Origin of the sequence: Microbacterium sp. Bi98, assembly GCF_918698045.1 — a bacterium.
Lineage (GTDB): Bacteria > Actinomycetota > Actinomycetes > Actinomycetales > Microbacteriaceae > Microbacterium.
Map to the genome: position 1 here is coordinate 34,356 of NZ_CAKKLK010000011.1, position 23,509 is coordinate 57,864.

General features: G+C 69.7%; 22 protein-coding genes. 12 read left to right on the forward strand and 10 right to left on the reverse strand.

Features of this window, described 5'->3' with window-relative positions; genetic code table 11:
* Positions 1 to 18: 18 nt before the first annotated feature.
* The 5 genes from LQZ85_RS14620 to LQZ85_RS14640 all read right to left on the reverse strand — a co-directional run bounded on the left by LQZ85_RS14620 (position 19) and on the right by LQZ85_RS14640 (position 7,489).
* Positions 19 to 2,319 (reverse strand): GEVED domain-containing protein, encoded by a 2,301-nt coding sequence (locus LQZ85_RS14620; protein WP_230101082.1) that lies wholly within the window; start codon positions 2,317 to 2,319, stop codon positions 19 to 21.
* 288 nt (positions 2,320 to 2,607) lie between these two features.
* Positions 2,608 to 3,525 carry a glycine betaine ABC transporter substrate-binding protein gene (locus LQZ85_RS14625; protein ID WP_230101083.1) on the reverse strand — a complete coding sequence of 306 codons (918 nt, stop codon included), beginning with the start codon at positions 3,523 to 3,525 and terminating at the stop codon, positions 2,608 to 2,610.
* 76 nt (positions 3,526 to 3,601) lie between these two features.
* Entirely contained in the window at positions 3,602 to 4,630 is a 1,029-nt protein-coding gene (locus LQZ85_RS14630; RefSeq protein WP_056277616.1) for a proline/glycine betaine ABC transporter permease, read from the reverse strand.
* On the reverse strand, positions 4,630 to 5,934 hold the full coding sequence (locus LQZ85_RS14635) for a glycine betaine/L-proline ABC transporter ATP-binding protein (protein ID WP_056275952.1): 1,305 nt from the start codon (positions 5,932 to 5,934) through the stop codon (positions 4,630 to 4,632). Before LQZ85_RS14635 ends, LQZ85_RS14630 begins: the two co-directional genes overlap by 1 nt.
* Positions 5,935 to 6,367: 433 nt before the next feature.
* The gene (locus LQZ85_RS14640) at positions 6,368 to 7,489 is read right to left on the reverse strand and encodes a methyltransferase (protein WP_230101084.1); all 1,122 of its coding nucleotides are present in this window, start codon (positions 7,487 to 7,489) and stop codon (positions 6,368 to 6,370) included.
* A gap of 61 nt (positions 7,490 to 7,550) precedes the next feature.
* On the opposite strand from LQZ85_RS14640, the gene LQZ85_RS14645 reads away from it, so the two are divergent.
* The 8 genes from LQZ85_RS14645 to LQZ85_RS14680 all read left to right on the forward strand — a co-directional run bounded on the left by LQZ85_RS14645 (position 7,551) and on the right by LQZ85_RS14680 (position 13,935).
* Entirely contained in the window at positions 7,551 to 8,207 is a 657-nt protein-coding gene (locus LQZ85_RS14645; protein WP_230101085.1) for a TetR/AcrR family transcriptional regulator, read from the forward strand.
* Entirely contained in the window at positions 8,204 to 9,187 is a 984-nt protein-coding gene (locus LQZ85_RS14650) for an ABC transporter ATP-binding protein (protein WP_230101086.1), read from the forward strand. Before LQZ85_RS14645 ends, LQZ85_RS14650 begins: the two co-directional genes overlap by 4 nt.
* Entirely contained in the window at positions 9,184 to 9,984 is an 801-nt protein-coding gene (locus tag LQZ85_RS14655) for an ABC transporter permease subunit (protein ID WP_230101087.1), read from the forward strand. Before LQZ85_RS14650 ends, LQZ85_RS14655 begins: the two co-directional genes overlap by 4 nt.
* A gap of 105 nt (positions 9,985 to 10,089) precedes the next feature.
* Positions 10,090 to 10,488, forward strand: coding sequence for a GntR family transcriptional regulator (locus tag LQZ85_RS14660; RefSeq protein ID WP_072590463.1), 399 nt, complete (start codon positions 10,090 to 10,092; stop codon positions 10,486 to 10,488).
* On the forward strand, positions 10,485 to 11,402 hold the full coding sequence (locus LQZ85_RS14665; RefSeq protein ID WP_056275931.1) for an ABC transporter ATP-binding protein: 918 nt from the start codon (positions 10,485 to 10,487) through the stop codon (positions 11,400 to 11,402). The genes LQZ85_RS14660 and LQZ85_RS14665 overlap by 4 nt, the downstream gene beginning before the upstream one ends.
* Positions 11,402 to 12,088 (forward strand): hypothetical protein, encoded by a 687-nt coding sequence (locus LQZ85_RS14670; RefSeq protein ID WP_053098360.1) that lies wholly within the window; start codon positions 11,402 to 11,404, stop codon positions 12,086 to 12,088. Before LQZ85_RS14665 ends, LQZ85_RS14670 begins: the two co-directional genes overlap by 1 nt.
* Positions 12,089 to 12,246: 158 nt before the next feature.
* Complete coding sequence (locus tag LQZ85_RS14675) at positions 12,247 to 13,383, forward strand: aromatic acid exporter family protein (RefSeq protein ID WP_230101088.1); 1,137 nt, start codon at positions 12,247 to 12,249, stop codon at positions 13,381 to 13,383.
* A gap of 93 nt (positions 13,384 to 13,476) precedes the next feature.
* Positions 13,477 to 13,935, forward strand: coding sequence for a GyrI-like domain-containing protein (locus LQZ85_RS14680; protein WP_072590461.1), 459 nt, complete (start codon positions 13,477 to 13,479; stop codon positions 13,933 to 13,935).
* 3 nt (positions 13,936 to 13,938) lie between these two features.
* On the opposite strand, the gene LQZ85_RS14685 is transcribed toward LQZ85_RS14680, so the two are convergent.
* Positions 13,939 to 14,160 (reverse strand): SCO4848 family membrane protein, encoded by a 222-nt coding sequence (locus LQZ85_RS14685; RefSeq protein ID WP_053098357.1) that lies wholly within the window; start codon positions 14,158 to 14,160, stop codon positions 13,939 to 13,941.
* Between the two features lie 150 nt (positions 14,161 to 14,310).
* On the opposite strand from LQZ85_RS14685, the gene LQZ85_RS14690 reads away from it, so the two are divergent.
* From LQZ85_RS14690 to LQZ85_RS14705, 4 genes are all read left to right on the forward strand, one after another.
* Positions 14,311 to 14,937: a sigma-70 family RNA polymerase sigma factor gene (locus LQZ85_RS14690; protein ID WP_230101089.1), complete on the forward strand. Its 627-nt coding sequence runs from the start codon at positions 14,311 to 14,313 to the stop codon at positions 14,935 to 14,937.
* Positions 14,934 to 15,416, forward strand: a complete 483-nt coding sequence (locus LQZ85_RS14695) for a hypothetical protein (protein WP_056275923.1) — start codon at positions 14,934 to 14,936, stop codon at positions 15,414 to 15,416. The genes LQZ85_RS14690 and LQZ85_RS14695 overlap by 4 nt, the downstream gene beginning before the upstream one ends.
* A 185-nt stretch (positions 15,417 to 15,601) precedes the next feature.
* Positions 15,602 to 17,176 carry a S8/S53 family peptidase gene (locus LQZ85_RS14700; protein WP_230101090.1) on the forward strand — a complete coding sequence of 525 codons (1,575 nt, stop codon included), beginning with the start codon at positions 15,602 to 15,604 and terminating at the stop codon, positions 17,174 to 17,176.
* A 61-nt stretch (positions 17,177 to 17,237) separates the two neighbouring features.
* Positions 17,238 to 19,667, forward strand: coding sequence for a CHAT domain-containing protein (locus LQZ85_RS14705; protein ID WP_230101091.1), 2,430 nt, complete (start codon positions 17,238 to 17,240; stop codon positions 19,665 to 19,667).
* 248 nt (positions 19,668 to 19,915) lie between these two features.
* On the opposite strand, the gene LQZ85_RS14710 is transcribed toward LQZ85_RS14705, so the two are convergent.
* Genes LQZ85_RS14710 through LQZ85_RS14725 form a run of 4 tightly spaced genes read right to left on the reverse strand, consistent with a single transcriptional unit; the run spans position 19,916 to position 23,502 of the window.
* Positions 19,916 to 20,692: a DeoR/GlpR family DNA-binding transcription regulator gene (locus LQZ85_RS14710; protein WP_056275914.1), complete on the reverse strand. Its 777-nt coding sequence runs from the start codon at positions 20,690 to 20,692 to the stop codon at positions 19,916 to 19,918.
* Positions 20,693 to 20,720: 28 nt separating this feature from the next.
* On the reverse strand, positions 20,721 to 21,575 hold the full coding sequence (locus LQZ85_RS14715; RefSeq protein ID WP_230101092.1) for a class II fructose-bisphosphate aldolase: 855 nt from the start codon (positions 21,573 to 21,575) through the stop codon (positions 20,721 to 20,723).
* Positions 21,572 to 22,513: a 1-phosphofructokinase family hexose kinase gene (locus LQZ85_RS14720; RefSeq protein WP_230101093.1), complete on the reverse strand. Its 942-nt coding sequence runs from the start codon at positions 22,511 to 22,513 to the stop codon at positions 21,572 to 21,574. Before LQZ85_RS14720 ends, LQZ85_RS14715 begins: the two co-directional genes overlap by 4 nt.
* A complete protein-coding gene (locus tag LQZ85_RS14725) occupies positions 22,510 to 23,502 on the reverse strand; it encodes an ROK family protein (RefSeq protein ID WP_230101094.1) in 993 nt (330 codons plus the stop codon). The genes LQZ85_RS14720 and LQZ85_RS14725 overlap by 4 nt, the downstream gene beginning before the upstream one ends.
* Between the last annotated feature and the right edge of the window lie 7 nt (positions 23,503 to 23,509).

Here is a 23,509-nt window from a genome sequence, read left to right on the forward strand (position 1 = left end):
CCGACGACTCGACCCGGGTCAGCTGACGGCGTCGAGCACTTCCTCGCGACGCCCACGCCGTGCGCGACGGATCTCCAGCGCGACCACGCCCGCGATCGCGAGCGCGATCAGCAGACCTCCGGTGAGCGTGAAGCCGTGCGTCCCCGTTCCGCCCGCGGCCGGCAGCTCGAACACAGGCACGTCCCGCACCGACACCGTGCTGCCGGCGAGGGTGACCTGCGGACTCGACTGCCCGTCGGCGATCGACAGCACACCGGCCGCTGACACGATGATCTTCACCGGCTCGGCGAGGAGTGAGAACCCTTCCGGAGCCGTCGTCTCTTCGAGCCAGTACGTGCCAGGGCGCAGGCCCGCGGCGGTGAACAGCCCGACCTCGGCCCCGGCGATCAGCCCGGGAGTCACCGGCGCACCGGGAACCCCCGCGGCGTCGGCGAGCAGCCGGAAGCCCGACCCGTCCATCCGCACCCAGTCGCCGTTGACGTCTTCGCCGAGCTTCTCGACGATGAGCGAGGCCAGCACCTCACGCGTGGTCGCGTGGGCCGGATCGGTGTCCGTGACCCGAGCCCCGCCCGACGCCGGCTGCCCTGAGGCGGTCGCCGTGTTCTTGTGCAGCACGCCGCCCGTGGTCGGGGCGGGGTAGGTCGCGGTGAACACGACCGACTCTCCCGGATCGAGCGTGCCGTCCCACGCGCCGACGGGAAGGATCGAGGCGGCCGCGATGACGTCATCCGCGAGCTGCACGGCGGTCAGCACGACATTGCCCGTGTTCGTGACCCGGAACTCGAACGTCATCGCCGATCCGGCGTCGACGGCGACTCCCGGCGCGGTGTTCGCGTCGTCGCCGTTCACGAGCTTGACGACCTCGATCGCGGGTGCCGCCGCGGCGAGGGTGAGGATGTAGTCCTCGACCTCACCGGACTGCGAGATGCCTCGCGGGTCAGCCACTTCCGCAGCGGTGAACGACGTGCGCAGACGCAGGTACGTGTCACCCACGACAGCCGTGCCCGGCACCGTCCACGCGAGGTTCACCGAGGTCGCACCGGCGAGGAAGGCGGCCTGCACCCGCTCGGTCGCATCGAAGATGCCGTTCTTGTTGAAGTCGATCCATCCGGCGACCGTGCCGGGCGACGTGGTGCCCGACAGCGGGATCGGCAACGAGTACGCGGTGCCGCGGATCGCGCGCGGAGCCCGGATGCCGTCGGCGATCGCGTCATCCGTGTCGAGCGAGGCTCCTGCACCGGCGTTCGGCGAGAGCGTCGGCTTGGCCGTCGCGTCGGCATCCGACGTGATGCCCGCACCGAGGCGCAGCGGACCCTGGACGTGCACCGCGGCCTGAGCGGCGTCGTAGCTGCTCGGCGCGTCGCCCATGTCCTCGTGCAGCCGGATCGAGAGTCGGATCAGGTCGCCGAGGCTCTTGCCCGGGTCGTAGGTGTTGTACCCGTTCGCCCAGCCACCCGCCGCCGGCGCCCGCTGGATGTGCGTGCCGAGATTCATGGTGACCGTCTGGAAGGTGCCCTTCAGCACGACGGAGCCGCAGCCGGCGAGCGCGGTGCTGGTCATCGTCCGCCCAGCCAGCTCGGCCGCAGTGGGGAGCATGGTGTTGCACCGCGAGCTGCTCGTCTTCGTCGCAGCGGTGAGCGTGGTGGGGGTGACGCTGAGGTTCTGCGCGCCGGCGATCGGAGCGAAGGTCACTCCGGGTGTCACGATGTCCATCTGCATGGCGATCCAGCCCGCGGCTGTGCGGTCACCATCGGCATCCGTCTTCATCGTGAATCCGTTGCCGGTGATGATCTCGCAGAACGTGTCGGCTGTATTGCGCTCCTCCACGCACTGGGCGTAGCCGCCGAGACCGGAGATGTCGATGATCGGATCCGTGACCGCGCGGCTGAATGCCACCGTGAGGGTGCCGTTCTTGTTCGCGCAGTAGCCGGAGAAGTCCAGGCCGTCGCACATGCCGGCGCCCGCCTCGAGTCCTACCGTCGGCGTGGTCGCGACGTCCAGGCCGGGCGCGAACATCGCGTTGGTCGCGCCGTATCCGTTGTGCGGCGTGGTCGCCAGGAACTGCACGCCGGCCGAGCCCGACTTCGTGGTCGCCGGGTTCACCGTCAGTGTGGCCGTGACTCCGCCGCGGTAGTTCATGGTCGCGCTCGTCGCGGTGCGCGTCGTGCTCAGCGCTTCCTCGATGGCCTCTGCCGGCTGCTGCGTCATCGGCAGCCCGCCGGCGAGCAGGATCGCGCCCATCAACGCGACTCCGAGGATCGTTCGGAGGCGACGGCGCCCTCGGGGTACGCGTGCGGATGCCGGTGCGGGTGCTGTCATGAGGTCCTCGAATCACAGGGACATCTCGCAGGAGTTCCGGGATCCGAGCAACGGACCGATGCGCATGGCAATCAGCCCCGGCGAAGCATGTCTGGGGTGTCGTCGATCTTTCGACGGCACTCACAAGACGTGGGGCTCGCGACATCGTGACGGGGGTGCATGGCCGCTGTTTCGGTACATCAATACACCCGCCCAGACACAGCGATGGGCGGAGGATCCGTGACAGATCCTCCGCCCATCGGAGGGGAGTCCACCCGCGTGCGGACGGACTCGTTCCCGTGAGTCAGGTCAGCTGACGACCCAGTCGAACTGGTCGCCGTTCTCCTCGAGCCACGCGTCGATGGCATCCGCTTCCTTGCCCTCGCCGTACTCGTTCACGACCATGTCCTCGAGCGAACCGTACTGCTCGTCGTCGAGCTTGATCTGCTCGATCAGCTCGGCGGCCTCGGGGAACTCCTCCGCGAAGCCCTTCGTGCCGAGGAAGTGCAGGGCCTCGGACTCGCCCATCGCACCCTTGGGGTCTTCGAGGTCCTTCACGGGGAAGGCGTCGTTGGCCCAGAACGGACGCCACAGCGTCACGACGATGTCCTCCTGCTTGTCGGTCGCCGACTTCAGCTCGGTGAGCATCGCCGCGGTCGACGAGGTGACGAGCTCGTACTCGCCGTCCAGACCGTACGCCGGCATCATCTTCTGGGTCTGCGCGGTGAGGCCGGCACCCGGCTCGATGCCGTAGATCTTGCCGTCGAGCTCTGCGCCCTTGCCCGCGAGGTCCTCGATCGAGTTCAGGTCGGAGTACTCCGGAACCGCGAGGGTCAGCTTCGCGTTGTCGTAGTACGCGCCGAGGTCCTCGATGTCGTCGCCGTACGTCTCCATGTACTCGGCGTGGGTCAGCTCGGGCCAGGCCGACGGGTACATGTCGACATCGCCCTGCGCCAGGCCGGTGTACAGCGGACCCGCCTCGGTCAGCGTCTTCATCTCGACCGTGTAGCCGATCTTCTCGAGCTGGTCCTGCAGCAGGTATGCGGTGCTGAGTCCGTCGGTCCACGAGGGCAGGAACCCGAGGGTGATCGTGCCCTTGTCGCCCGAACCGGACTCGCTGCCGCCGGTGTCTCCGCCGGTTCCGCCCATGCCGTCACCGCTGCAGCCGGCGAGGGTCAGTGTCGCTGCGGCGCCGATCGCCGCGATGGTCAGGATCTTCTTCTTCATGTGTATGTCTCTCGTTCCGTATATATAAGGTGCTGTGTTGCTGTGTACTGCGTGTTCTCTTGTGCGGAGGGATGAGTCAGTGCACGCCGCCGCCGACAGGGGCGCGGCGCGGGGAGGCCTTCAGTCGCTCGGCCTCGGCGTCGGCATCCAGCGCGTCGGCCGCGTCGGCCGATGCGGGAGCGGATGCCGTCGCCGTCGTGTCCGCCTCGGCGGATGCGGCATCGAGACGCTTCTGCGTGCGGCGACGCGCCAGCATCCCGAGCAGCGACGAGCGGTTGCTGCCCAGGTCGCCGAGGGCCGCGGTGACGCGGTCGAGGAAGACGGCGATGAGCACGACGCCCAGACCGGCCTCGACGCCCTTGGCGATGTTGATGGTCGAGATCGCCTCGACGACGATCTTCCCGAGGCCGTCGGCGCCCGCCATACCGGCGATGACCGCCATCGACAGCGCGAGCATGATGACCTGGTTGACGCCGGCGAGGATCGTCGGCATCGCGAGCGGGAGCTGGATGCCGCGCAGGATCTGACCCGGCTTGGCGCCGAATGCCTGACCGGCCTCGACGGTCTCGGAGTCGACTCCGCGGATGCCGAGCTCGGTCAGTCGCACACCCGGAGGCAGCGCGAAGATGACGGTGGCGACGAGACCGGGCACGACGCCGATGCTGAAGAACACGATCGCCGGGATCAGGTAGACGAACGCCGGCATCGTCTGCATGAAGTCGAGCACGGGCTTGAGCACCGCGCGCACGGTGGCGTTGCGGGCCGACCAGATGCCCAGCGGCACCGCGATCAGCACGGCGATCACCGCGGCGACGAGCACGAGGGCGAGGGTCTGCATCGCGGGGACCCAGAGGCCCATGGCCACGATCAGACCGAACGAGACGATCGTCCCGATCGCGAGCTGCCACGAGCGCACGAGCCACGCGATGAACGCCGCGATCAGGATGATGACCACGAAATGCGGGCTCAGCAGGGCGCGGGTGAGGCCGTCGACCAGGAAGCTGACCACGAACGAGATAACGTCGAGCAGACCGTCGAGGTTCGTCTTGATCCAGTCGACTCCCGTTGCGACCCAGCTGCCGAGAGGAATGCGGAAACCATCCATCAGCGCACCTCCTCCGTCGTCGTCGCGACCGGCAGCGGCTCGGCCGTCCATCCGTCATCGAGCACGGCATCGATCTCGGCCTGCGGCATCGGAAGAAGCGGCAGGGTGAGCTCGCCCGTGGCACCGGGGCCGGGGCCCAGGGCGGCGAGCAGGGTGATGCGTGGGATCACGCCGACGAGGCGCCCCTCGGCATCCACCACGGCCAGAGGCAGCGGCGATTCGACGGAGGGGATGAACAGGTTCATCAGCACCTCGTCCTTGCTGACGCTCTGCGGCGCCGGCTTGATGATGGAGTCGAGGGTCGACACCCCCTGGCGCACGAGCTTGACGGCATCGCGGTCGGTGACGATTCCCAGAAGCTTGCGGTCGCGACCGGTCACGTAGGTGGCCGACATGAACGCGTCGCGCATCTGGCGAAGCGCCGTGCGGGGGCCGGCGGTCTCGGCGACGACCGGGCGCGGGCGCTCCATGACGTTCGCGGCGGTGAGCACGCGAGCGCGGTCGACGTCCTGCACGAACTGCTCGACGTAGTCGTTGGCGGGGTCCGTGAGGATGTCCTCGGGCGTGCCGATCTGCACGATGCGACCGTCGCGCATGACAGCGATGCGGTCGCCGAGGAACATGGCCTCATTGAGGTCGTGGGTGATGAAGACGATCGTCTTCTGCAGCTTCTCCTGCAGTTCGAGGAGCTGCTCCTGCATCTCGCGACGGATCAGCGGGTCGAGGGCGCTGAACGCCTCGTCCATGAGCAGGATGTCGGAGTCGGCGGCGAGCGCACGGGCGATGCCGACGCGCTGCTGCATGCCGCCCGAGAGCTCGGACGGGAACTTGTCGGCCTGGCCTTCGAGACCCACCAGGGTGAGGATCTCCTCGGCCTTCTTCAGTCGCTCGTCCTTGCCGACGCCCTTGAGCTCGAGCGGATAGGCGACGTTCGCGGCGACCGTGCGGTGCGGCAGCAGGGCGAAGTGCTGGAACACCATCGAGACGCGGTCGCGGCGGATCTCGCGGAGTCGTGACGACGGGATGCCCGTGATCGGGTCGCCGTTCACGATGACGGATCCGTCGGTCACATCGTGCAGGCCGTTGAGCATGCGGATGATGGTGGACTTGCCGGAACCGGAGAGCCCCATGATCACGAAGATCTCGCCGCGGTTCACGGTGAAACTGGCGTCGATGACGGCGGCGGTTCCTGCGTCGCCGACGGCGGATCTGCTCTCACCGGCCTTGAGTCGACGGACGGCACTGCTCGGATTCTTCCCGAACACCTTGTACAGATTGCGCGCTTCAAGAGCGATTTCGGACACGTTTCCCCTGCGGCTCGCCTTCGGGTGGCTGAGCCTGCTTCGGTTACGCCCGGGTGATCCTCCCGGCCGTTTCGAGTTGGAGCTGTGGCGGCGCGGACGGCGGATTTCGGATCCACCGCGATAGAGCATCGACCGTACGTCCACGCCTCTTCGCAGCACAGCACATTCGAAAGAAGGACGTGGTCGCGGACTGGTCTTCGGGCCGTCAGGCCCACCAACCAACGTAACGAAATGGCCGGTCAGGGGCAAATCCACGATCCCTAGTGCCGTTCAGTTTCGTCGGCTGACCGGGGGATTGCGCGGGTTTCGGACGCGGTCGCGGCGCGGTTCTGGTCGGCGATCTCGGTCGGCCGTTCGCGCCTGCGTCGGCCCGATCCCGAGCATTCGGCCGCGGGAAGTGAGTGTGACCGAACGACGCCCAGTCGGCGACGGATCAGCGCCGGATGCTGCGCGTGACCGTGAACTTCGGGGTGCGCGCGAGCTGCTCGGTCGCCCCGACGAGCCGAGTCAGTTCGGCGCGGTACCCGAGCGACGAGTTGAAGACCGCGAAGAGCTCTCCGCCCGGGCGGAGGATGCGGGCGGCGGCCTCGAACAGTCGGGTCGCTGCCCCGGTGTGCACGCTGCTGCCGAGGTGGAAGGGCGGATTGAGCAGCACGACGTCGGCGGTCGCGTCGGCGATCTCCGAGCCGGCGTCGTCGTGCATGACGGCGACTCGATCGTCGACGCCGTTCGCGACCATCGTGGCGCGGGCCGAGGCGACGGCCGCCGCAGATCGGTCGGTGGCGATCACGCGGGATTCCGGGTGCGCGAGGGCGTAGGAGGCGGCGAGCGCGCCGGTTCCGCAGCCCAGGTCGACGACGATCGGAGCCGGGCTCGGCTGTTCATCGAGACCGAGCACCTGGAGCAGAACCCGCGTGCCGATGTCGAGTTTCGCCCCCGCGAACGCGCCGCCGTGCGCGACGAGCACGAGCCCGTCATGCCGCTCCGTGACCGGGAACGGCGGCTCAGCGGGGGCCGGCCGCGGCTCGGACGCGACCACCAGCCGCGACTTCCGCTCGGCGCGCTGCGCCTGCACCGTCTCGAAGCTCCGCGCGAGCACTTCGTTCTGCGTGATGGTCATGTGCTTCACGCGCCCGCCGGCGACGAGCACCACATCCGGGGCGGCCCAACGCGCTACGGCATCCGCGATCTCCTCGAGCTCGGCGAGCGCCTTGGGCAGCTGCAGCAGCACGAGCCGCGCGCCGTCGAGCAGAGTGGAGTCGAGCTCGTGAGTGGAGAATCCCGTCAGCCCGAGCTCCTCGGCGTTGCGGGCGAGCGCGCGTCGCCCGGTCGCGAGGTCCTGATGCACGCGGATGCCGTCGAGTCCGGCGGCCGTGAGCGCGAGCGTGATCGCCCCGTATTCGTCGCCGATCACCGCGATCTCGCGCCCCGAGAAACCGGAGAAGTCCGGCGCCAGAGCGCGCTCGACGAGCAGCAGGTCGGTCGCGTCGTGCGCCTGCAGATTGTCGGCCTCGACGTCGGGCCAGCGGCGCAGGCGGCTGTAGGGGAAGTCCACTCCTCCAGAGTACGAGCGACCCCTCTTGACCGCGGCTGAACATCTGTTTAGTGTGCTGTACATGCGTTCAGCTTCCGACGATCTCACCGCTCGTGCCCGCATCCGCGACACTGCCATCGCCGCCTTCGCGCGCAACGGCTTCGATGGCACCAGCCTTCGCGCGATCGCCACGGAGGCCGGAGTCAGCCCCGCGCTGATCGTGCATCACTTCGGCGACAAGAACGCCCTGCGCACGGAGTGCGACGACTATGTCGTCGGCGTCTTCACCGATGAGGAGCACGACCTCATCACGGCCCCGACCGGCGACCGCATCCGCACCGCGCTGAACGACCTCGGCCGGTACGGGCCCTATATCGACTACCTCGCCCGGATGCTGATCGACGGCTCTCCGGCAGCGGATCGGCTGTTCGACAGCTTCCTCGCGAGGACGCGCGATGTGCTCGCCGAGCAGCGCGAGGCGGGGATGCTCGAGCCGATGAGCGACCCCGAGATGACGACGCTGACCCTCACCCTGATCGGCCTGGCGCCGGTCGTGATGCGCGCTCAGATCGCCCGGGCCCTGGGCACTGATCAACTGAGCCCGGCCGGGCTGCGACGCACGACGCTGCCCACACTCGAGCTGCTCACCCACGGCATCTATTCGACGACCGCGCTGCTCGACGGTGCGCGCGAAGCCCTCGGAACAGAGGGTCCCACCCCGGAAGGAGACGCATCATGACCGACACCATCGAGATCGAACGTCTGCACAAGCGCTTCGGCAGCCGCGTCGCGCTGCACGAGCTCGACCTCCGAGTACGTCCGGGAACCGTGTTCGGGCTCATCGGACCGAACGGCGCGGGCAAGACCACCACGCTCCGCACACTGGTCGACATCATCCGTCCGTCCTCCGGCACAGTGCGCATCCTCGGCGAGGACCCGCGTCACGGCGGTGCCGCTCTGCGGCGGCGCATCGGCTACGTGCCGGGCGAGCTGCACCTCGAGGGGCGCACGAGCGGACACCGGATGCTGGCGTTCTATGCCCAGGTCTCGGGTTCACGGGACTCCGCCGCGACCCTGCGCACGGCACGCGACCTCGGCGAACGTCTCGGCGTCGATCTGTCACGTCCGGTGCGCACCCTGTCGAAGGGCAACAAGCAGAAGGTGGGGCTGATCCAGGCGTTCATGCATCGTCCGGAGCTGCTGATCCTCGATGAGCCCACCAGCGGCCTCGATCCCCTCGTGCAGCGCGAGTTCCTGCAGATGGTCCGCGAGGCGAAGGATGCCGGGCAGACCGTGCTGCTGAGCTCGCATGTGCTCAGCGAGATCCAGCAGACCGCCGACGAAGTCGCCGTCCTCGCGAACGGACGGGTCGTCGCCGACGGCGACGTCGCCTCGCTGCGACTGGGCTCGATTCGCCGGGTGCGCGTCGAGCTCGCGACGACGGATGCCGCGGCCGCGCGCGCCGGCTTCGACCGGGTACCGGGGCTCACCGGCATCGATGCGCACGATGCCGACGGCATCCTGCAGCTGTCCGGCACGGTCGACGGCGCGATCGACCCGTTCATCAAGGCGCTCGCGCCGTTCGAGGTGCGCGACCTCACCGTCGAGGAACCGGACCTCGAGGAGTCCGTGCTGCGGCTCTACGGATCCTCTGTCACTCCGGCGTCCGCCCGACCCGCGACCCGACGATCGCGGCGCGACAGGGAGGAGCAGCGATGAACGGCATCCTGCCCGTGTTCCGACGCAGCCTGCGCGAGTCCTGGCGAAGCCTGCTCGGATGGACCGCCGGCCTCGCCGCGGTGCTGTTCCTCTATCTGCCGCTGTACCCGAGCCTCGCCGGAGACGGCCAGCTCGAGGCCATGATCTCGTCGCTGCCGAAGGAACTCGTCGACACCCTCGGGTACGACCAGATCGCGACCGGCGCAGGATACGCGCAGAGCACGTTCTTCGGCCTGATCGGCTTCCTTCTGCTGACGATCGCAGCAGTGACGTGGGGGTCGGCGGCCATCGCCGGCGCGGAGGAGAGCGGACGGGCCGAACTCGACCTCGCGCACGGCATCGGCCGCGGCCGGTATGCGCTGGAGTCGGCCTTCGCCGTGCTCGTGCGACTGCTGTGGCTCGGCGTCTTCTCGGGGCTCGTCGTCTGGGCGTTGAACGACTCGGCCGAACTCGGCCTCGACGGCTGGCGCATCGTCGGAGCGAGCGCCGCGCTCACCGGACTCTCGTTCCTCACGGCATCCGCCGCTCTGCTCGTAGGAGCAGCGACGGGTCGCCGCATCTGGGCGACCGGCGCCGGCGCGGGAATTGCCGTGGTCGGCTACGTCCTGCAGGCCCTCGCGAAGCAGTCCGATGACCTCGAATGGTTGAACGCGCTCTCGCCCTACGCCTGGGTGTACCGTCAGCCACCCCTCGCCGAGGGCGTGGATGCCGGTGGACTCGCGCTCACCTGGGGCCTGGCCGTGGTCTTCGCCGCAGCTTCGGCAGTCGCGCTGCGCGCTCGGGACCTGCGCGGCTGAGCGCTCCTCACCGCACCTGCCTGCCTGCCTGAAACAACTGTTGACACACCCGCGGTTCAGTGGTTACCTAGTCGAGTAACTAACCCATTAACCAGCGGAGGACTCGTGATCGAAGAAGGCAAGCCGCTCTTCCTCCAGATCGCCGAGCAGATCGAGGACTCGATCCTCGACGGCTCTCTCGAGGAGGAATCGCAGGCGCCCTCGACGAACGAGCTCGCCGGCTTCTACCGGATCAACCCCGCGACGGCAGCGAAGGGAGTCGCCATGCTCACCGACAAGGGAGTGCTCTACAAGCGCCGCGGCATCGGCATGTTCGTCGCCGCCGGGGCGAAGGATCTGCTGCTCGGCGAGCGCCGTGCCGCATTCGCCGACCGCTACATCGAACCGCTCATCGCGGAGGCCCGCACACTGGGCCTCGGCTCCGACGACCTCGTCGCGCTGCTGCACGAGCGCGCGACCCAGACACAGCAGAACGACCAGACAGAAGGGAAGACCACCGCATGACCGCCGTCATCGAGGTCCAGAACCTCACCAAGCACTACAAGGAGAAGAACGCGCTCGACGACGTGTCGCTCAGCCTCGAGGGCGGCGCGATCTACGGACTGCTCGGCCGCAACGGCGCGGGCAAGACCACGCTCATGTCGATCCTGACCGCGCAGAACTTCGAGTCGTCCGGCACCGTGCGCGTCTTCGGCGAGCACCCCTACGAGAACACGCACGTCCTCAACCGGATCTGCTTCGTGCGCGAGAGCCAGAAGTATCCGGATGACGCCTACCCGCGTCACGCGTTCAAGGCGGCGAGCCTGTTCTTCCGCAACTGGAACCAGGAGCTGGCCGACGAGCTCATCGAGCAGTTCCAGCTGCCGATGAAGCAGACCATCAAGAAGCTCTCCCGCGGACAGCTCTCGGCCGTCGGGGTCATCATCGGCCTGGCGTCGCGCGCCGAGCTCACCTTCTTCGACGAGCCGTACCTGGGGCTCGACGCGGTCGCCAGGCAGATCTTCTACGACCGCCTGCTCGAGGACTACGCCGAGCACCCGCGCACGATCGTCCTCTCGTCGCACCTGATCGACGAGGTCTCGAACCTCATCGAGAAGGTCATCGTGATCGACAACGGCAAGATCCTCCTCAACGAAGACACGGATGCCGTGCGCGACCGCGCCGTCACCGTGGTCGGCGATGCGGTCAAGGTCGACGCGTGGGCGGCAGACCGTGAGGTCCTGCACCGCGAGGCGCTCGGCCGAGTGGCATCCGTCACCGTGCTCGGGGCGCTGTCGGCCGCCGAGCGCGCCGAGCTCACGGCATCCGGTCTCGATCTGGCTCCGGTGTCGCTGCAGCAGCTGATCGTCCGTCTCACCCAGAAGGCCGAGGCGGGCGCAGCCACCAGGGCCTCCGTCGCGAAAGAGGAGGTGCGCTGATGCGACGCACACTCAACGTCATCCGTCTGCAGCTCATCAACCGTCAGACGTTCATCTGGGTGCCGCTGATCATCCTCGGCTCGGCGGTCGTGATCTCGGTGCTGATCTACGCGATGATCCCCGTCGACACCCCCAAGTACGGCGGTGGCGGCCAGGCTCCGCTCTGGTACTTCTTCGCGATCGGCCTCTCGGCCATGACACTCACCTTCCCGTTCTCGCAGGCGATGAGCATCACGCGGCGCGATTTCTTCTTCGGCACGCTGCTCACCGCGATCCTCGGCAGTGCGCTCATGGGCGTCGTCTTCCTGATCGGCGGCGGAATCGAGACGCTGACGAACGGCTACGGCGTGAACGGCTACGTGTTCTACCTGCCGTGGCTGTGGGAGGCGGGTCCGCTCGGAGCATTCACCGTCTACTTCACGCTCGCCCTGTTCCTGTTCGTCGTCGGCTTCACCGGGGCGACGATCTACAAGAGCTGGGGACCCACCGTGCTCACGATCGCGGGCGTCGGGCTCGGTCTCGTGCTCGTGGGTCTCGCGTTCCTCGCGACGAGGCTCGAGCTGTGGGACGAGGTGTGGCGGGGCATCCTCGACGCCGGAGCTCTCGGTCTCGCACTGTGGGGCCTCGTCGTGACCGCGGTGCTGGCGGGCATCTCGTTCCTCGCGTTCCGCCGGGCCATCCCCTGATCACCCGCTGATCACTCGACGCCGGTCGCTCGGAAGAGGGGCGGCCGGCGTCGACGCGTCGCGACCGCTACTCGCCCTCGCCGCCGGACGCAAGCACATGCGTGAACGGATGCCGAGCGGCTAGCGTCACCCTTCGGGGAGGATGACGAGAGGATGCCGTGACGAACATCAGGACACGAATGCGCGCGCGCCGTCCCGGCATCGTGCGCTCACTGCGCGAGGCGGTCGACCCGGCCCGGCTGCTGCTCGTGGCCAAGACCGCTCTGGCTGTCGGACTCGCGTGGCTGATCGCCCCGCACATGCCCGGCGTCACCGACGAGTACCCGTACTACGCGCCGCTCGGCGCCCTTGTGAGCATGTATCCCACGCTGATGGGGTCGGTGCGGTCGGGGTTGCAGACCCTGCTCGGACTCGCCACCGGCATCGGACTGGCAGCGATCGTCGTGCTCACCGTCGGCCCGACGTGGTGGACCATCCCGGCCGTGGTCGGCATCGGCGTGCTGGTCTCGGGAACGGGGTGGTTCGGCGTCGGCCGCGAGTACGTGCCCATGGCCGCGCTCTTCGTGCTGATCATCGGCGGCCAGAATGCTGACGACTACTCGATCGGGTACCTGGTGCAGACGGCGGTCGGCGTCGTCGTCGGACTCCTCGTGAACCTGGTGATCGCGCCGGCGCCGCTGACCCTCGCCGCCGCGGCCAAGGTCGACGCCTTCCGCACCCAGCTGAGCGAGCACCTGCACGACATCGGGTCGGCGGTCTCGGAGTCGTGGCCGCCCGAGCACCAGCAGTGGGCCGATGATGCGGCCTCGCTCGCCGACACGACGGCGGAGCTGCGCACGGCCCTGTCGGAGGCCGACGACAGCCGGCGAGGCAACCCACGGGCGCTGGGACGACGGGGGGAGACGCGACACATCCACGCCGAGCTCGCCCGGCTCGACAGGATCGCGCATCTGATCCGCGACATCTCGGACGAGATCGCCGACACCATCTGGGATCGCCCAGGAGCTCTGATGCTCGACGCGGCGCTGCCCGAACCGCTGTCGAACGCGTGCCATGCCGTCGCCGAGGTGATCGCCCAAGAGGATCCCCTGTCGCCCGAGGATCACCGGGTCAGGGGTGAGGCCGCGCGCGCCGTGAGGCTGCTGCTCGAGACCGTCGACGACCGGACCATCGACGCCCGCCGCTCGATGGGGCCGGGAGTGCTCGCGGCCATGCACCTGCGGCGCATCCTGATCCTCAGCGGCCACCGCGACGAGGACGAGGACGAGGACGAGTCGGACGACGAGGCGGGATAGTCGGATCCGGCGAGCGACCGGATCCGACGGTAGCCGATGTCCGTGCCCCTGCGTAGGATCGGCGGCACGCACCCACGACCTGAGGAGACGACGATGTCCGCCGAGCAGATCACCGAGAAGCCCCTTCCCTACGTCCGCCTCGCGGCGCTGACCCAGAGCGTCGCCTCACAGCCCGAGGTCGCGGGGGTGGTGGGTCCGCTGTTCGATCAGGTGGCCGATGCGATCGTCGCGTCGGGCGGAGAGCCGGGGCTCCCGATCGCGGAGTACGACATGAACAAGCACGGCGTGCGCATCACGGTCGGCTTCACCTATGACGGGCCGGCGATCGACGGCCTCGTCATCGTCGAGCTTCCCGCCGTCGACGATGCGTTCACCGCCACGCACCTCGGCACCATGGCGACGATCGATGACAGCTGGCATGCGCTGAACCAGGCGATCGCCGCGCAGGGCGCGACGGCGCAGGGTGCCTGCCGTGAGGTCTATCTGCAGTCGGAGTCCGAAGATCAGGCCGACTGGATCACCGAGCTCCAGCAGCCGGTCGCCCGCAGCTGATCGTCAGAGCGCTCCGGCGAGCGCCGCGATGCCGACGATCACCGAGACGAGCGCGAGCACCAGGGCGATCGCGATCAGCACGGCGTGCACCTTGAGGAACGCCGTCGCCTTGCCGTCGGCATCCCGTGCCCGCGGGTCGGTCGCGACGCGCTTGTAGAAACGGGGCCACACCAGCACGTTGAAGGCGGCGTTGAGGAAGAGCACGACGGCGAGAGCGATCACCACTCCACGCTAACGCCCGCGGCACGGGTCGCCGGACACCCGGCATCCGTCTCCCCGGGACGGAATCCCGCCAGAACCCCGAAAAAACATACCGAGTCCATGTATCAGGAGCCTCTTGCCGTGCTCCTTACCGGTGTGATCACAATGGGACTCATGATCGACGGCGCACCCGACGGCGCCGCCCTCGATCCTGCACCGGACGACGGAGCAGCACGCTGGAGGCGTGCCGCCGAGTTCTTCGACGCATGGCGGGACGGCGAGAGCCGCGCGATGGACGACCTCGTGCGGCTGATGACGCCTGTGCTCTGGCATGTCGTGCGCGCCTACGGACTCGACCGCACACTGGCCGAAGACGTCGTCCAGACGACGTGGCTGCAGCTGGTTCGCGGGCACCGCTCGATCAGTGATCCGAAAGCGGTGTCGGCCTGGCTGACGACCACCGCTCGCCGCGAGGCCTGGCGGGCCGGGAAGGCCCAGAACAGGGTCGACACGACCGAGTCGGATGCTCTCGACGCACTGCTTCCCACGCAGCAGTCGGCCGAGCACCACGCCACCGTCGGCGACGAGAAGCGACGGCTGTGGGCAGCGGTTCGCCTCCTCGCCGACCGATGCCAGCGACTGCTGCGAGTGATCGCCTTCGAGGAGCGACCGGACTACGCCCGCCTCGCCGCCGATCTCGCGATGCCGGTCGGCAGCATCGGCCCCACCCGCCAGCGCTGCCTCGCGAAGCTGCGCGAGCTGCTCGACGCACCGACACCACGAACGGAGGGCAGCTCATGAGCGAGAACGATCGCGCCAACGGCGGCGACAACCATGAGGATGCCGAGCTGTTCGCGCAGCTGCGTTCGCTCTGGCGTGACGTCGACCCGATGCCGGCCGCCCTCATCGACCGCATGATCGCGGCCGTGGCAGCCGAGGGGCTGTCGGAGGAGTACGCGCTGCTCACCCTCATCGAGGAACCGCTCGGAGCCGTTCGCGGCGACGCCGACGCGCTCACCCTGCAGTTCAGCGACGGCACGACCAGCATCCTGCTGCACGTCACGCGCACGGCGAGCGGTGCGCACCGGGTCGACGGCTGGGTCGACTCGATCTCGGGTGCGATCGAACTGGCTCAGGGCGAGAGCATCCGCACGACGACCGCGAACGACACCGGCCGCTTCCTGTTCGACGACGTGCCCGACGGGTTGACCCGCGTGCGCCTGAGCACCACGGTCGGCGACCAGGAGCGCACCCTGTCGACCCCGCAGTTCGAGTTGTGATCGACCGCGGGGCGACCCGCGCATGACGGGGCGACCCGTGCACACCACCGCTGGGCGACTCCCGCACCACGCAGGACCTCACTCACCGGAAGCGGGCCGACCCGCACACACCGCGGGGTCCCCCGCACAGGACGCGGGCTCATCCCGCAGAGGACGCGGGTCCGCCCGCGAGGAGAGGATCGACGATGGAGCAGCCCAAGGGGTGGAGCTGGCAGGACCGGGCGGAGGGATCGATCAGACGGGGGACGGCGCTGGACCCGTCGGTCGAACCCGTCGAGGGCGTCAGGGCGTTCCCCACCGCATATCTGCAGGAGCGGCTGCTGATCACGCAGGATCAGGAGAATGGTCAGGAGGAGTACGACGAGGAGATCCGCGAGCTGCGCGATGCTGCCGGCTCGTTCGGCTGGATGCTCGAGATCGATTCGCCGGATGCTCTGCGCGCGGCTGATCCGCTGGTCCCCGGCGTGCCGGGGTTCCTGCGCGCTCGCCTGACCACTCCCGACGAGCCGACCCGCGGCGAGTCCCCGGTGCCGCCGGACGCCTGGCGCGTGCTGCAGCGCGCGCGGCGCAGCTCCGGCACGTCGATGCCGCGAACCAGCCTCGAGCATGTGCTGTCGATCGACCCCGTCGGACTCAACCCGTTCAGCCGAACGAATCCCTTCAGCCGCACCAACCCGTTCAGCCGCACCAACCCGGTGCGCGGCGCGGGCGGAGGGGCCGGAGGCAGCGACGACTACCTCGAGCCGGGGCGCGGCGCGCGCCAGCCGGTGACCTGGCTCGGACCGGCTCCCCGGCGCACGGCGGCCCCGAAGCGCGGCCGACGTCCGGTGGTGGCGGTGCTCGACACGGGATGCGGTGTGCACGACTGGCTGCCGGACGACATCGTCACCCGCCACATCGAGATCGACGGCGTGCCGATCGGACTCACCGACGACGCAGACCCTGAGGTCTATCCGGATCTCTACGGGCAGCTCGACGGCGAGATCGACGCCGTCGCCGGGCACGGCACGTTCATCGCGGGCATCATCCGTCAGATGGCGCCGGATGCCGACATCCTGTCGATCCGCATGGCCGGCGCACTGGGCGTGATCGACGAGAGCACCTTTCTGACGACCGTCGCGCAGGTCGTCGAGCTGCTGCGGCGACACCGCGAGGACCCGTCGACCGGGCATCCGATCGACGTGCTCAACCTGTCGCTCGGGTACTACCACGAGACCCCGGTCGACGGTCAGTTCAGCCGGACCCTCGACGCGCTGCTCACCGCGGCGCGAGAGCTGGGATGCGTGGTGGTGTGCTCGGCGGGCAACGACGCGATCGACCGGCCGTCGTTCCCGGCATCGCTGTGGCCGTGGCCCGGTGCCGACAACGGCATCCCCCGTGATCACGCTGCGCCGCATGTGTCGGTCGGGGCTCTCAATCCGTCGGGCCGGTCGGTCGCGCTGTTCTCGAACGTCGGCCCCTGGGTGCAGGTCTACGCCCCCGGCGCCGCCGTCGTGAGCACGTCACCGGCCTTCGTCGGAGGCGAGCAGGCGACGACCAGAGCGGACGTCGACGGACTGCGGCGCGAGACGATCGACCCGGACGACTACCGCGGAGGCTTCTCGATCTGGAGCGGCACGTCGTTCGCGGCTCCGTATGTCGCGGGGCGCATCGCGGCACAGTGGGGCTCCGTGCCGGCACAGGGCGTCACGGCGGATGCTGCGGCCAAGGCCGTCTCCGCCGTGCTCAAAACCCTGCCTTCACCCGTGACGGGAGGGTAGCCGCGCGCGTCGGATCACAGCACACCTTCCCTGAGGCCAGACATACCGGCATTCTGGTGCAATGCCCCTGTCTGCTCTCGAGCTGCATCAGCGCGGCGTCGACGCAGCCAACTCCCGACGGTTCGCCCAGGCGCGGCGTGCGCTGACCGCCGCATCGGCGCGCACGGACGACGCCGATCTGCGTGCCCGCATCGACGGGACCATGGCCTACGTGCTCGCCCAGACCGGCCAGCCGGTGGAAGCCGAGCGACTGTCGCGCGAAGCGCTGTCACGGCCGGGCCTCAGCGACGAGACAGTCGCCCTCGCGAACGGCCAACTCGGCACGTTGCTCATGCACGGCGGACGGCTCGACGACGCCGACCTGTTCCTCACCAGGGCGATAGACGGCCTCGACGAGGGCTCGATCGAGAGCGCCAACTGCCTGATGAGCCGATCGATCGTCAGTATGCAGAGGCACCGGCTCGACGCCTGCACGGCCGATCTGCAGCGGGCCATCGCGGCCTATGAGGCCCACGGGGCCGAGGAGCCGCTGGCCGAAGCGCGCCACAATCTCGGCTACGCCGCGCTGCTCGGCGGCGACCTCGTCACCGCACTCGGGCTGATGACCCGATCGCGTCCGATCCTCGCCGCGACCAGCGACCTCGCCGCCGCGATCAGCGACCTCGATCGGGCCGAGGTGCTGCGCGATGCCGGCCTCACGACCGAGGCCGAAGAACTGCTCGGCACGGTCGCGGTGCGATTCGGCGCACAGCGGATGCGGCAGGCGCGAGGTGAGGCCGAGTTCCATCTCGCCCGATCGCTGCTGCGGCACGACGCCTCGTCGGCCGAGCGTGCCGCGGCGACCGCATCCCGTCGCTTCGCCGGCCTGGGAAGCGAGAGCTGGGCCGCCCGCGCCGACGCGGTGCGGCTGGAGGCGCAACTGCGAACTCGACCTCACAAGCCGCCGGCCGCAGAGGACTTCTCTCGCACGGTGGACGCGCTCACCCGGGGAGGATTCCGCACCGAAGCGGCTGCGGTGTCACTTACCGCTCGGCTGGCCGACGGAGGTCGCCTGCCCCGACTCACCCCTGACGCCCCGACGCCGCTGCGTCTGCGCGCGCACGAGGTGCGTGCGGTGCGTGCCGCCGCACGGGGCAGGGATGCCGATGCTCGCCGGGCCGCGGCCGAGGGCCTCGACCTGCTCACCACGTGGCAGCAGTCGTTCGGAGCGCTCGACCTGCAGGCGTCGGTGGCCATGCACGGCACCGAGCTGATGTTCGCCGGTCTCGCCGCGGCCGCGCGATCGCGCGATCCCGAGGTGCTGTTCGAGTGGTCCGAGCGTGCCAGGCATCTCAGCCAGCAGGTCGCACCGGTGCGCCCGCCGCACGATGCCGAACTGTCGGCCGACCTCGCCGAGCTGCGGATGCTGCGCGCCGACCTCGCGGGGTCGGACTGGACGACCGACGCCCGGGTGCGCGAGCTGCGGGATCGAGTACGTGACCGCCAGTGGTCGTCGACCGGCGTCGGCGAGAGCCACGAACGCCTGGGTCTCTCCGAGACCCGAGCGCGACTCGACGATGACACAGCGATCCTCGCCTACGTCTTCACGCGCGAGGAGCTGCTGTGCGTCGTCGTGACGACATCCGGCTCGTCGATCGTCGAGCTGGCGCTGCCGCGCATCGAGGCCGCGCTCGACGGACTCCGCGCCGACCTCGACGTGGCGGCTCTGACCCACGGCGGGCCGATGGCGCACGTCGTGGCGCGTTCGCTCGACGACAGACTGCGACGACTCGACGAGGCCCTCCTGGCACCGGCGCGCGCGGCGTCGGGAGGAGCGGCACGTCTGGCCCTGACGGTGCCCGGCATCCTGGGCGGCATCCCGTGGGCGATGCTCCCGGGAATGCGCGGAACTCCGTTCACCATCGCGACGTCGGTGTCTCGCCTGCTCGGCGGCTCCGATCGCCGCCCGCCACAGGCCTCCCGGGCAGGTTTCGCGACCGGCCCCCGCGTCGCGCGCGCCGAAGAGGAGGTGCGCCGGGCCGCCGCAGCGTGGGCAGGCGCCAGGATGCTGACCGGCGACAGCGCGCGGGTCAGTGCCGTCACCGAGCTCGCCGAGCAGGTCGACGTGCTGCACATCGCCGCCCACGGTCGTCATGCGGTCGACAACCCGCTGTTCTCAGGGTTCGAACTCGTCGACGGCACCCTGTTCGGGTACGACGTCGACCTGATCTTGCGCCCGCCCGAGACCGTCGTGCTCTCGGCGTGCGAACTCGGCCGCTCGTCGGTGCGCTGGGGCGAGGAGGCGCTGGGCATGACGCGCGTCTGGCTGCACGCCGGCACCGGCTGCGTCATCGCCGCCCCTGTCGTGGTCGCCGACGACGTCGCCTGCGAGCTGCTCGGGGCCGTGCACTCCGAGCTGGCCACCGGTGCCAGCCCCGCGGACGCGCTGGCCGCGGCATCCGAATCCACAGGCCTCAGCGCGCCTTTCCAGTGCCACGGAAGCGGACTCTGAAACTTTTCTCCAGTCGATGTATCAGAACATCGGTGACCCGCTCCTTATCTCCAGAAGGTGCCAGCGAAGGGCTTCGGAAACGAAGCGCGAGGGAGGCGCAGTCGAACTGGGGAAACCCTCGTGCACTGGGGAGTGTGAGGGGACGACAGGACACCATCTACTCCGGGGATGTCGCGAGAGGGGTCGCGGCATCCCCACCAGGAGTCCCGCACCGTGTTGCTTGTGAGAGTCAAGGACTGATCGGCAGGTCAGGCCGTCATGACCTCGTACCCCGCGTCGCGGAACGCGGCAAGCGAGGCGTCGTCGGAACCGTCGTCGGTCAGGAGAACGGGGAACAGCTCCGGGCCGCCGACGGCCGCGAACGCCACGGTGCCGATCTTGCTGCTGTCGGTGACGACCACGGCTCGGCGGGCGCGCTCGGCCATCATGCGGTTCACCGCGGCTTCGCGTTCGTCCTGCGTGGTGGCGCCGGCCGCGGCATCCATCCCGTTGACCCCGATGAAGGCGATGTCGAGTCGCACTCCGCGCAGCAGCTGCTCGACGAACGGACCCACCAGCTCGTAGCTGCGCGAGTGGATCACCCCGCCGGTCACGACGACCTTGATGTCGGGTCTGGTGGCGAGCTGGGCGGCGATGTTCACGGCGTTGGTGACGACCGTGATGCCCGGGCCTGCGGCGAGATCGTCCCGAGCGGCGAGCGCTGCGGCGATGGCGGTGGTCGTGGTTCCGCCCGAGAGCCCGACGACCATGCCCGGCGCCACGAGGGCGGCGGCGGCCTGGGCGATGCTCTCCTTCTGCTGCGAGCGCTGGTGGCTCTTGTAGCGGATCGGCAGCTCGTAGGCGACCGAGTGGGCGACCGCCCCGCCGTGGGTGCGCGTGAGCAGACGCTGCTCGGCGAGCGAGTCGAGATCACGGCGCGTGGTGGCGGCCGAGGCTCCGAAGCGCTCGACGAGTTCGTCGACGTTCACCTCGCCGTCCGCGGCCAGCAGGTCGAGGATCGCGTTCAGTCGGGCGGCGCGCTTCATGTCACCATCCTGCCCGGCATCGCGTGACTCACCCCGCCACCTCGGTGGACTCGAGGGCGAACAGGCGCAGCATCCGCGCCGCCTCCCCGGCGAGCGCATCGCGCGCAGGGGTGAGGTACTTGCGCGAGTCGACGAGCCCCTCATCGGTGTCGAGGGTCGCGCGGATCGCGCGGGTGAAGAACCCGTTCAGGTGCGTCGAGACGTTGATCTTCGTCATGCCCGCGCGCACGGCGTCGGCGATCACGGCGTCCGAGACTCCCGATGATCCGTGCAGCACCAGGGGAACGGGGAGGGCTTCGCGCAGGCGTGCGATGAGAGCGAGGTCGAGGGATGCCGTGCGGTCCGTCATGGCGTGCGACGACCCCACGGCGACGGCGAGCGCGTCGACGCCGGTCGCTGCGACGAACGCGCGGGCCTCGTCGGGGTCGGTGCGCACACCGGGGGCGTGGGCGCCGTCCTTGCCGCCGACCTCGCCCAGCTCGCCCTCGACGTAGACGCCTGCCGCGTGCGCCCGCTCGGCGACGGCAGCGGTCAGCGCCACGTTCTCGTCGTACGGCAGCGCACCGCCGTCGAACATGACCGAGCCGAAGCCCAGCGCGATGGCCTCGTCGACGAGCTCGGGGCGCTCGGCGTGATCCAGGTGCACCGCGACCGGGGTCTGCGCGCGCCGCGCGACGGCGAGCGTCGCCAGAGCGATCGGCTCGAGGCCGCCGTGGTAGTCGGCGCAGTTCTGCGAGATCTGCAGGATCACCGGCAGTCCGGCGTCGGCAGAGGCACGCACGAGCCCCTCGGCGGTCTCGAGGTGGATCACGTTGAAGGCGCCGATGCCGGTGCCGCGGGCTGCGGCATCCGTCACGAGCTCTCGGGCGGAGACCAGGGTCACAGAGGGTCCTCTCGAACGGGGGAATCGTAGGGGGTGACGACGAGGCGCTCCTCGAGCGCCGCCCAGTCGTCGGAGATCTCGCCGGCGAGCGGCATGAGCACAGCGGCGGCCGACCACGCGGTGGCGCGTCGCAGAACGGTCTCGGGATCACGGACGCCGTCGGCATAGAGCACCGCGCACGCGGCCACTCCCGCGTCGCCCGCACCGGTCGGGTTGCCGGCCAGCGGGGCATCGAGGCGCGCATGCAGCACGTCAGAGGCCGTGACGGCGAGCATGCCCTCGGCGCCGAGTGACAGCAGCACGAGGTCGACGCCGCGATCGATCAGCGAGCGGGCACCGCCGACCGGGTCGGTGATGCCGGTCGCCTCGACGAGCTCGGCCGCGTTGGGCTTGAGGACGGATGCTCCGGCATCCGCCGCGTGCAGCAGAGCAGGACCCGAGGTGTCGACGATCACGGGCACACCGGCGTCCCGCGCCGTGCCGATCAGCAGCGGAAGCAGCGTCTCAGGAGCACCGGGCGGCAGGCTGCCCGAGATCACGAGCACGCGCGCGCCGGGAAGCGCATCGACGACCTCGCCCAGCATCGCAGCCCACTCGGGGTCGGAGGGGTTCACGCCCCGCTCGTTCACGATCGTCGTGTCGCCGAGGGTCTCGTCGACCAGCGCGATGCTCTGCCGTGTCGCTCCGACCACGGGGACCAGGCGATGGGGCACGCCGCTGGCCCCGAGCTCTGCGGCGAGCTCGACACCGCTGCGACCGCCTGCCGTCGACACGGCGAGCACCGAGGCGCCCTGCGCGTGGGCGACCCGGGCGACGTTCAGGCCTTTGCCGCCGGCACGCACCGCACCGGCATCCGCTCGGTGGGTCTCGCCGAGGGTCAGTCGCTCGACGTGCCAGGTGAGGTCGAGCGCGGGGTTCGGGGTGACGGTGAGGATCATGCCAGCTCCCTCGCGCGCAGCGCCGCGCCCAGGATGCCGGCATTGCCCGACAGCTCCGCCGGCACGAGCTCAGGAAGGCGATGGAAGCTCAGACGCTCCGCCAGTCGTGCCCGCAGCTCGTCGAAGAGCGCTCCCCCGGCGCGGGAGAGTCCACCACCGATCACGATCGCCTCGGGGGCGATGACGGCGGTGAGCTGCGCGAGGGACAGGGCGAGGGCGTCGAGCGCCGAGTTCCAGATCTCGGAGGCGACGCGGTCGCCGGCCGCCGCGCGGGCGATCACGTCCTTCGCGCCGTCAGGGCTGATTCCGGTCGCCTCGCGATAGCGGCGAGCGATGGCGCCGGCAGACGCGACGACCTCGAGGCACCCGCGCGCACCGCACGCGCACACCGGTCCGTCGGCGATCGGCGAGTGGCCGATCTCGCCCGCGTAACCGCCGGCGGTGTACGGCTCGCCGCCCACCAACAGGGCACCCGCGATGCCCGTGCCGATGACCAGCACGACGGAGTTCGAGTAGGCGCGGGCGCCGCCGAGGCGGTGCTCGGCCCAGCTCGCCGCCCGCACGTCGTGATCGAACGCGACGGGCAGACCGAGCTTCTCCGACGCGAGGTCGCGCAGCGGCGAGTTCCGCCAGCCGAGATTGCTCGCGAAGACGCCGAGGCCGGCCTCCGCGTCGACGATCCCCGGCACCACGAGTCCTGCCGCCTGCGGCACGACATCGGGGTGGTCGGCCCGAAGTTCGGCGGCGAGCACGCCCAGGCGCTCGATCAGCACCTCCGTGCGGTCCCCCTCGGCGACGGGGGTCGGCGTGCGGCGGAGGCCGAGAGCCGTGCCGTCGGCATCGAACAGCGCCGACTTGATGTCGGTGCCGCCCACGTCGAACGCCAGCACCGGCGCGCCGTGACCGAGCGGGCGCGCGGCGGCGAGCCGCTCGCCCGACGCGTCGCTCACGACGTCGGCGATGCTCGCGGCATCCTCAGTGCTGGTCATCGATCGC

Bases quoted from the DNA above. Each gene is read 5' to 3' on its own strand.
- LQZ85_RS14655 (WP_230101087.1), top strand. From the start codon at position 9,184: ATGAACGGCATCCTGCCCGTGTTCCGACGCAGCCTGCGCGAGTCCTGG.
- LQZ85_RS14705 (WP_230101091.1), top strand. From the start codon at position 17,238: ATGCCCCTGTCTGCTCTCGAGCTGCATCAGCGCGGCGTCGACGCAGCC.
- LQZ85_RS14710 (WP_056275914.1), bottom strand. From the start codon at position 20,692: ATGAAGCGCGCCGCCCGACTGAACGCGATCCTCGACCTGCTGGCCGCG.
- LQZ85_RS14665 (WP_056275931.1), top strand. From the start codon at position 10,485: ATGACCGCCGTCATCGAGGTCCAGAACCTCACCAAGCACTACAAGGAG.
- LQZ85_RS14650 (WP_230101086.1), top strand. From the start codon at position 8,204: ATGACCGACACCATCGAGATCGAACGTCTGCACAAGCGCTTCGGCAGC.
- LQZ85_RS14720 (WP_230101093.1), bottom strand. From the start codon at position 22,513: ATGATCCTCACCGTCACCCCGAACCCCGCGCTCGACCTCACCTGGCAC.
- LQZ85_RS14700 (WP_230101090.1), top strand. From the start codon at position 15,602: ATGGAGCAGCCCAAGGGGTGGAGCTGGCAGGACCGGGCGGAGGGATCG.
- LQZ85_RS14645 (WP_230101085.1), top strand. From the start codon at position 7,551: ATGCGTTCAGCTTCCGACGATCTCACCGCTCGTGCCCGCATCCGCGAC.
- LQZ85_RS14695 (WP_056275923.1), top strand. From the start codon at position 14,934: ATGAGCGAGAACGATCGCGCCAACGGCGGCGACAACCATGAGGATGCC.
- LQZ85_RS14680 (WP_072590461.1), top strand. From the start codon at position 13,477: ATGTCCGCCGAGCAGATCACCGAGAAGCCCCTTCCCTACGTCCGCCTC.
- LQZ85_RS14620 (WP_230101082.1), bottom strand. From the start codon at position 2,319: ATGACAGCACCCGCACCGGCATCCGCACGCGTACCCCGAGGGCGCCGT.
- LQZ85_RS14670 (WP_053098360.1), top strand. From the start codon at position 11,402: ATGCGACGCACACTCAACGTCATCCGTCTGCAGCTCATCAACCGTCAG.
- LQZ85_RS14625 (WP_230101083.1), bottom strand. From the start codon at position 3,525: ATGAAGAAGAAGATCCTGACCATCGCGGCGATCGGCGCCGCAGCGACA.
- LQZ85_RS14690 (WP_230101089.1), top strand. From the start codon at position 14,311: ATGATCGACGGCGCACCCGACGGCGCCGCCCTCGATCCTGCACCGGAC.
- LQZ85_RS14725 (WP_230101094.1), bottom strand. From the start codon at position 23,502: ATGACCAGCACTGAGGATGCCGCGAGCATCGCCGACGTCGTGAGCGAC.
- LQZ85_RS14630 (WP_056277616.1), bottom strand. From the start codon at position 4,630: ATGGATGGTTTCCGCATTCCTCTCGGCAGCTGGGTCGCAACGGGAGTC.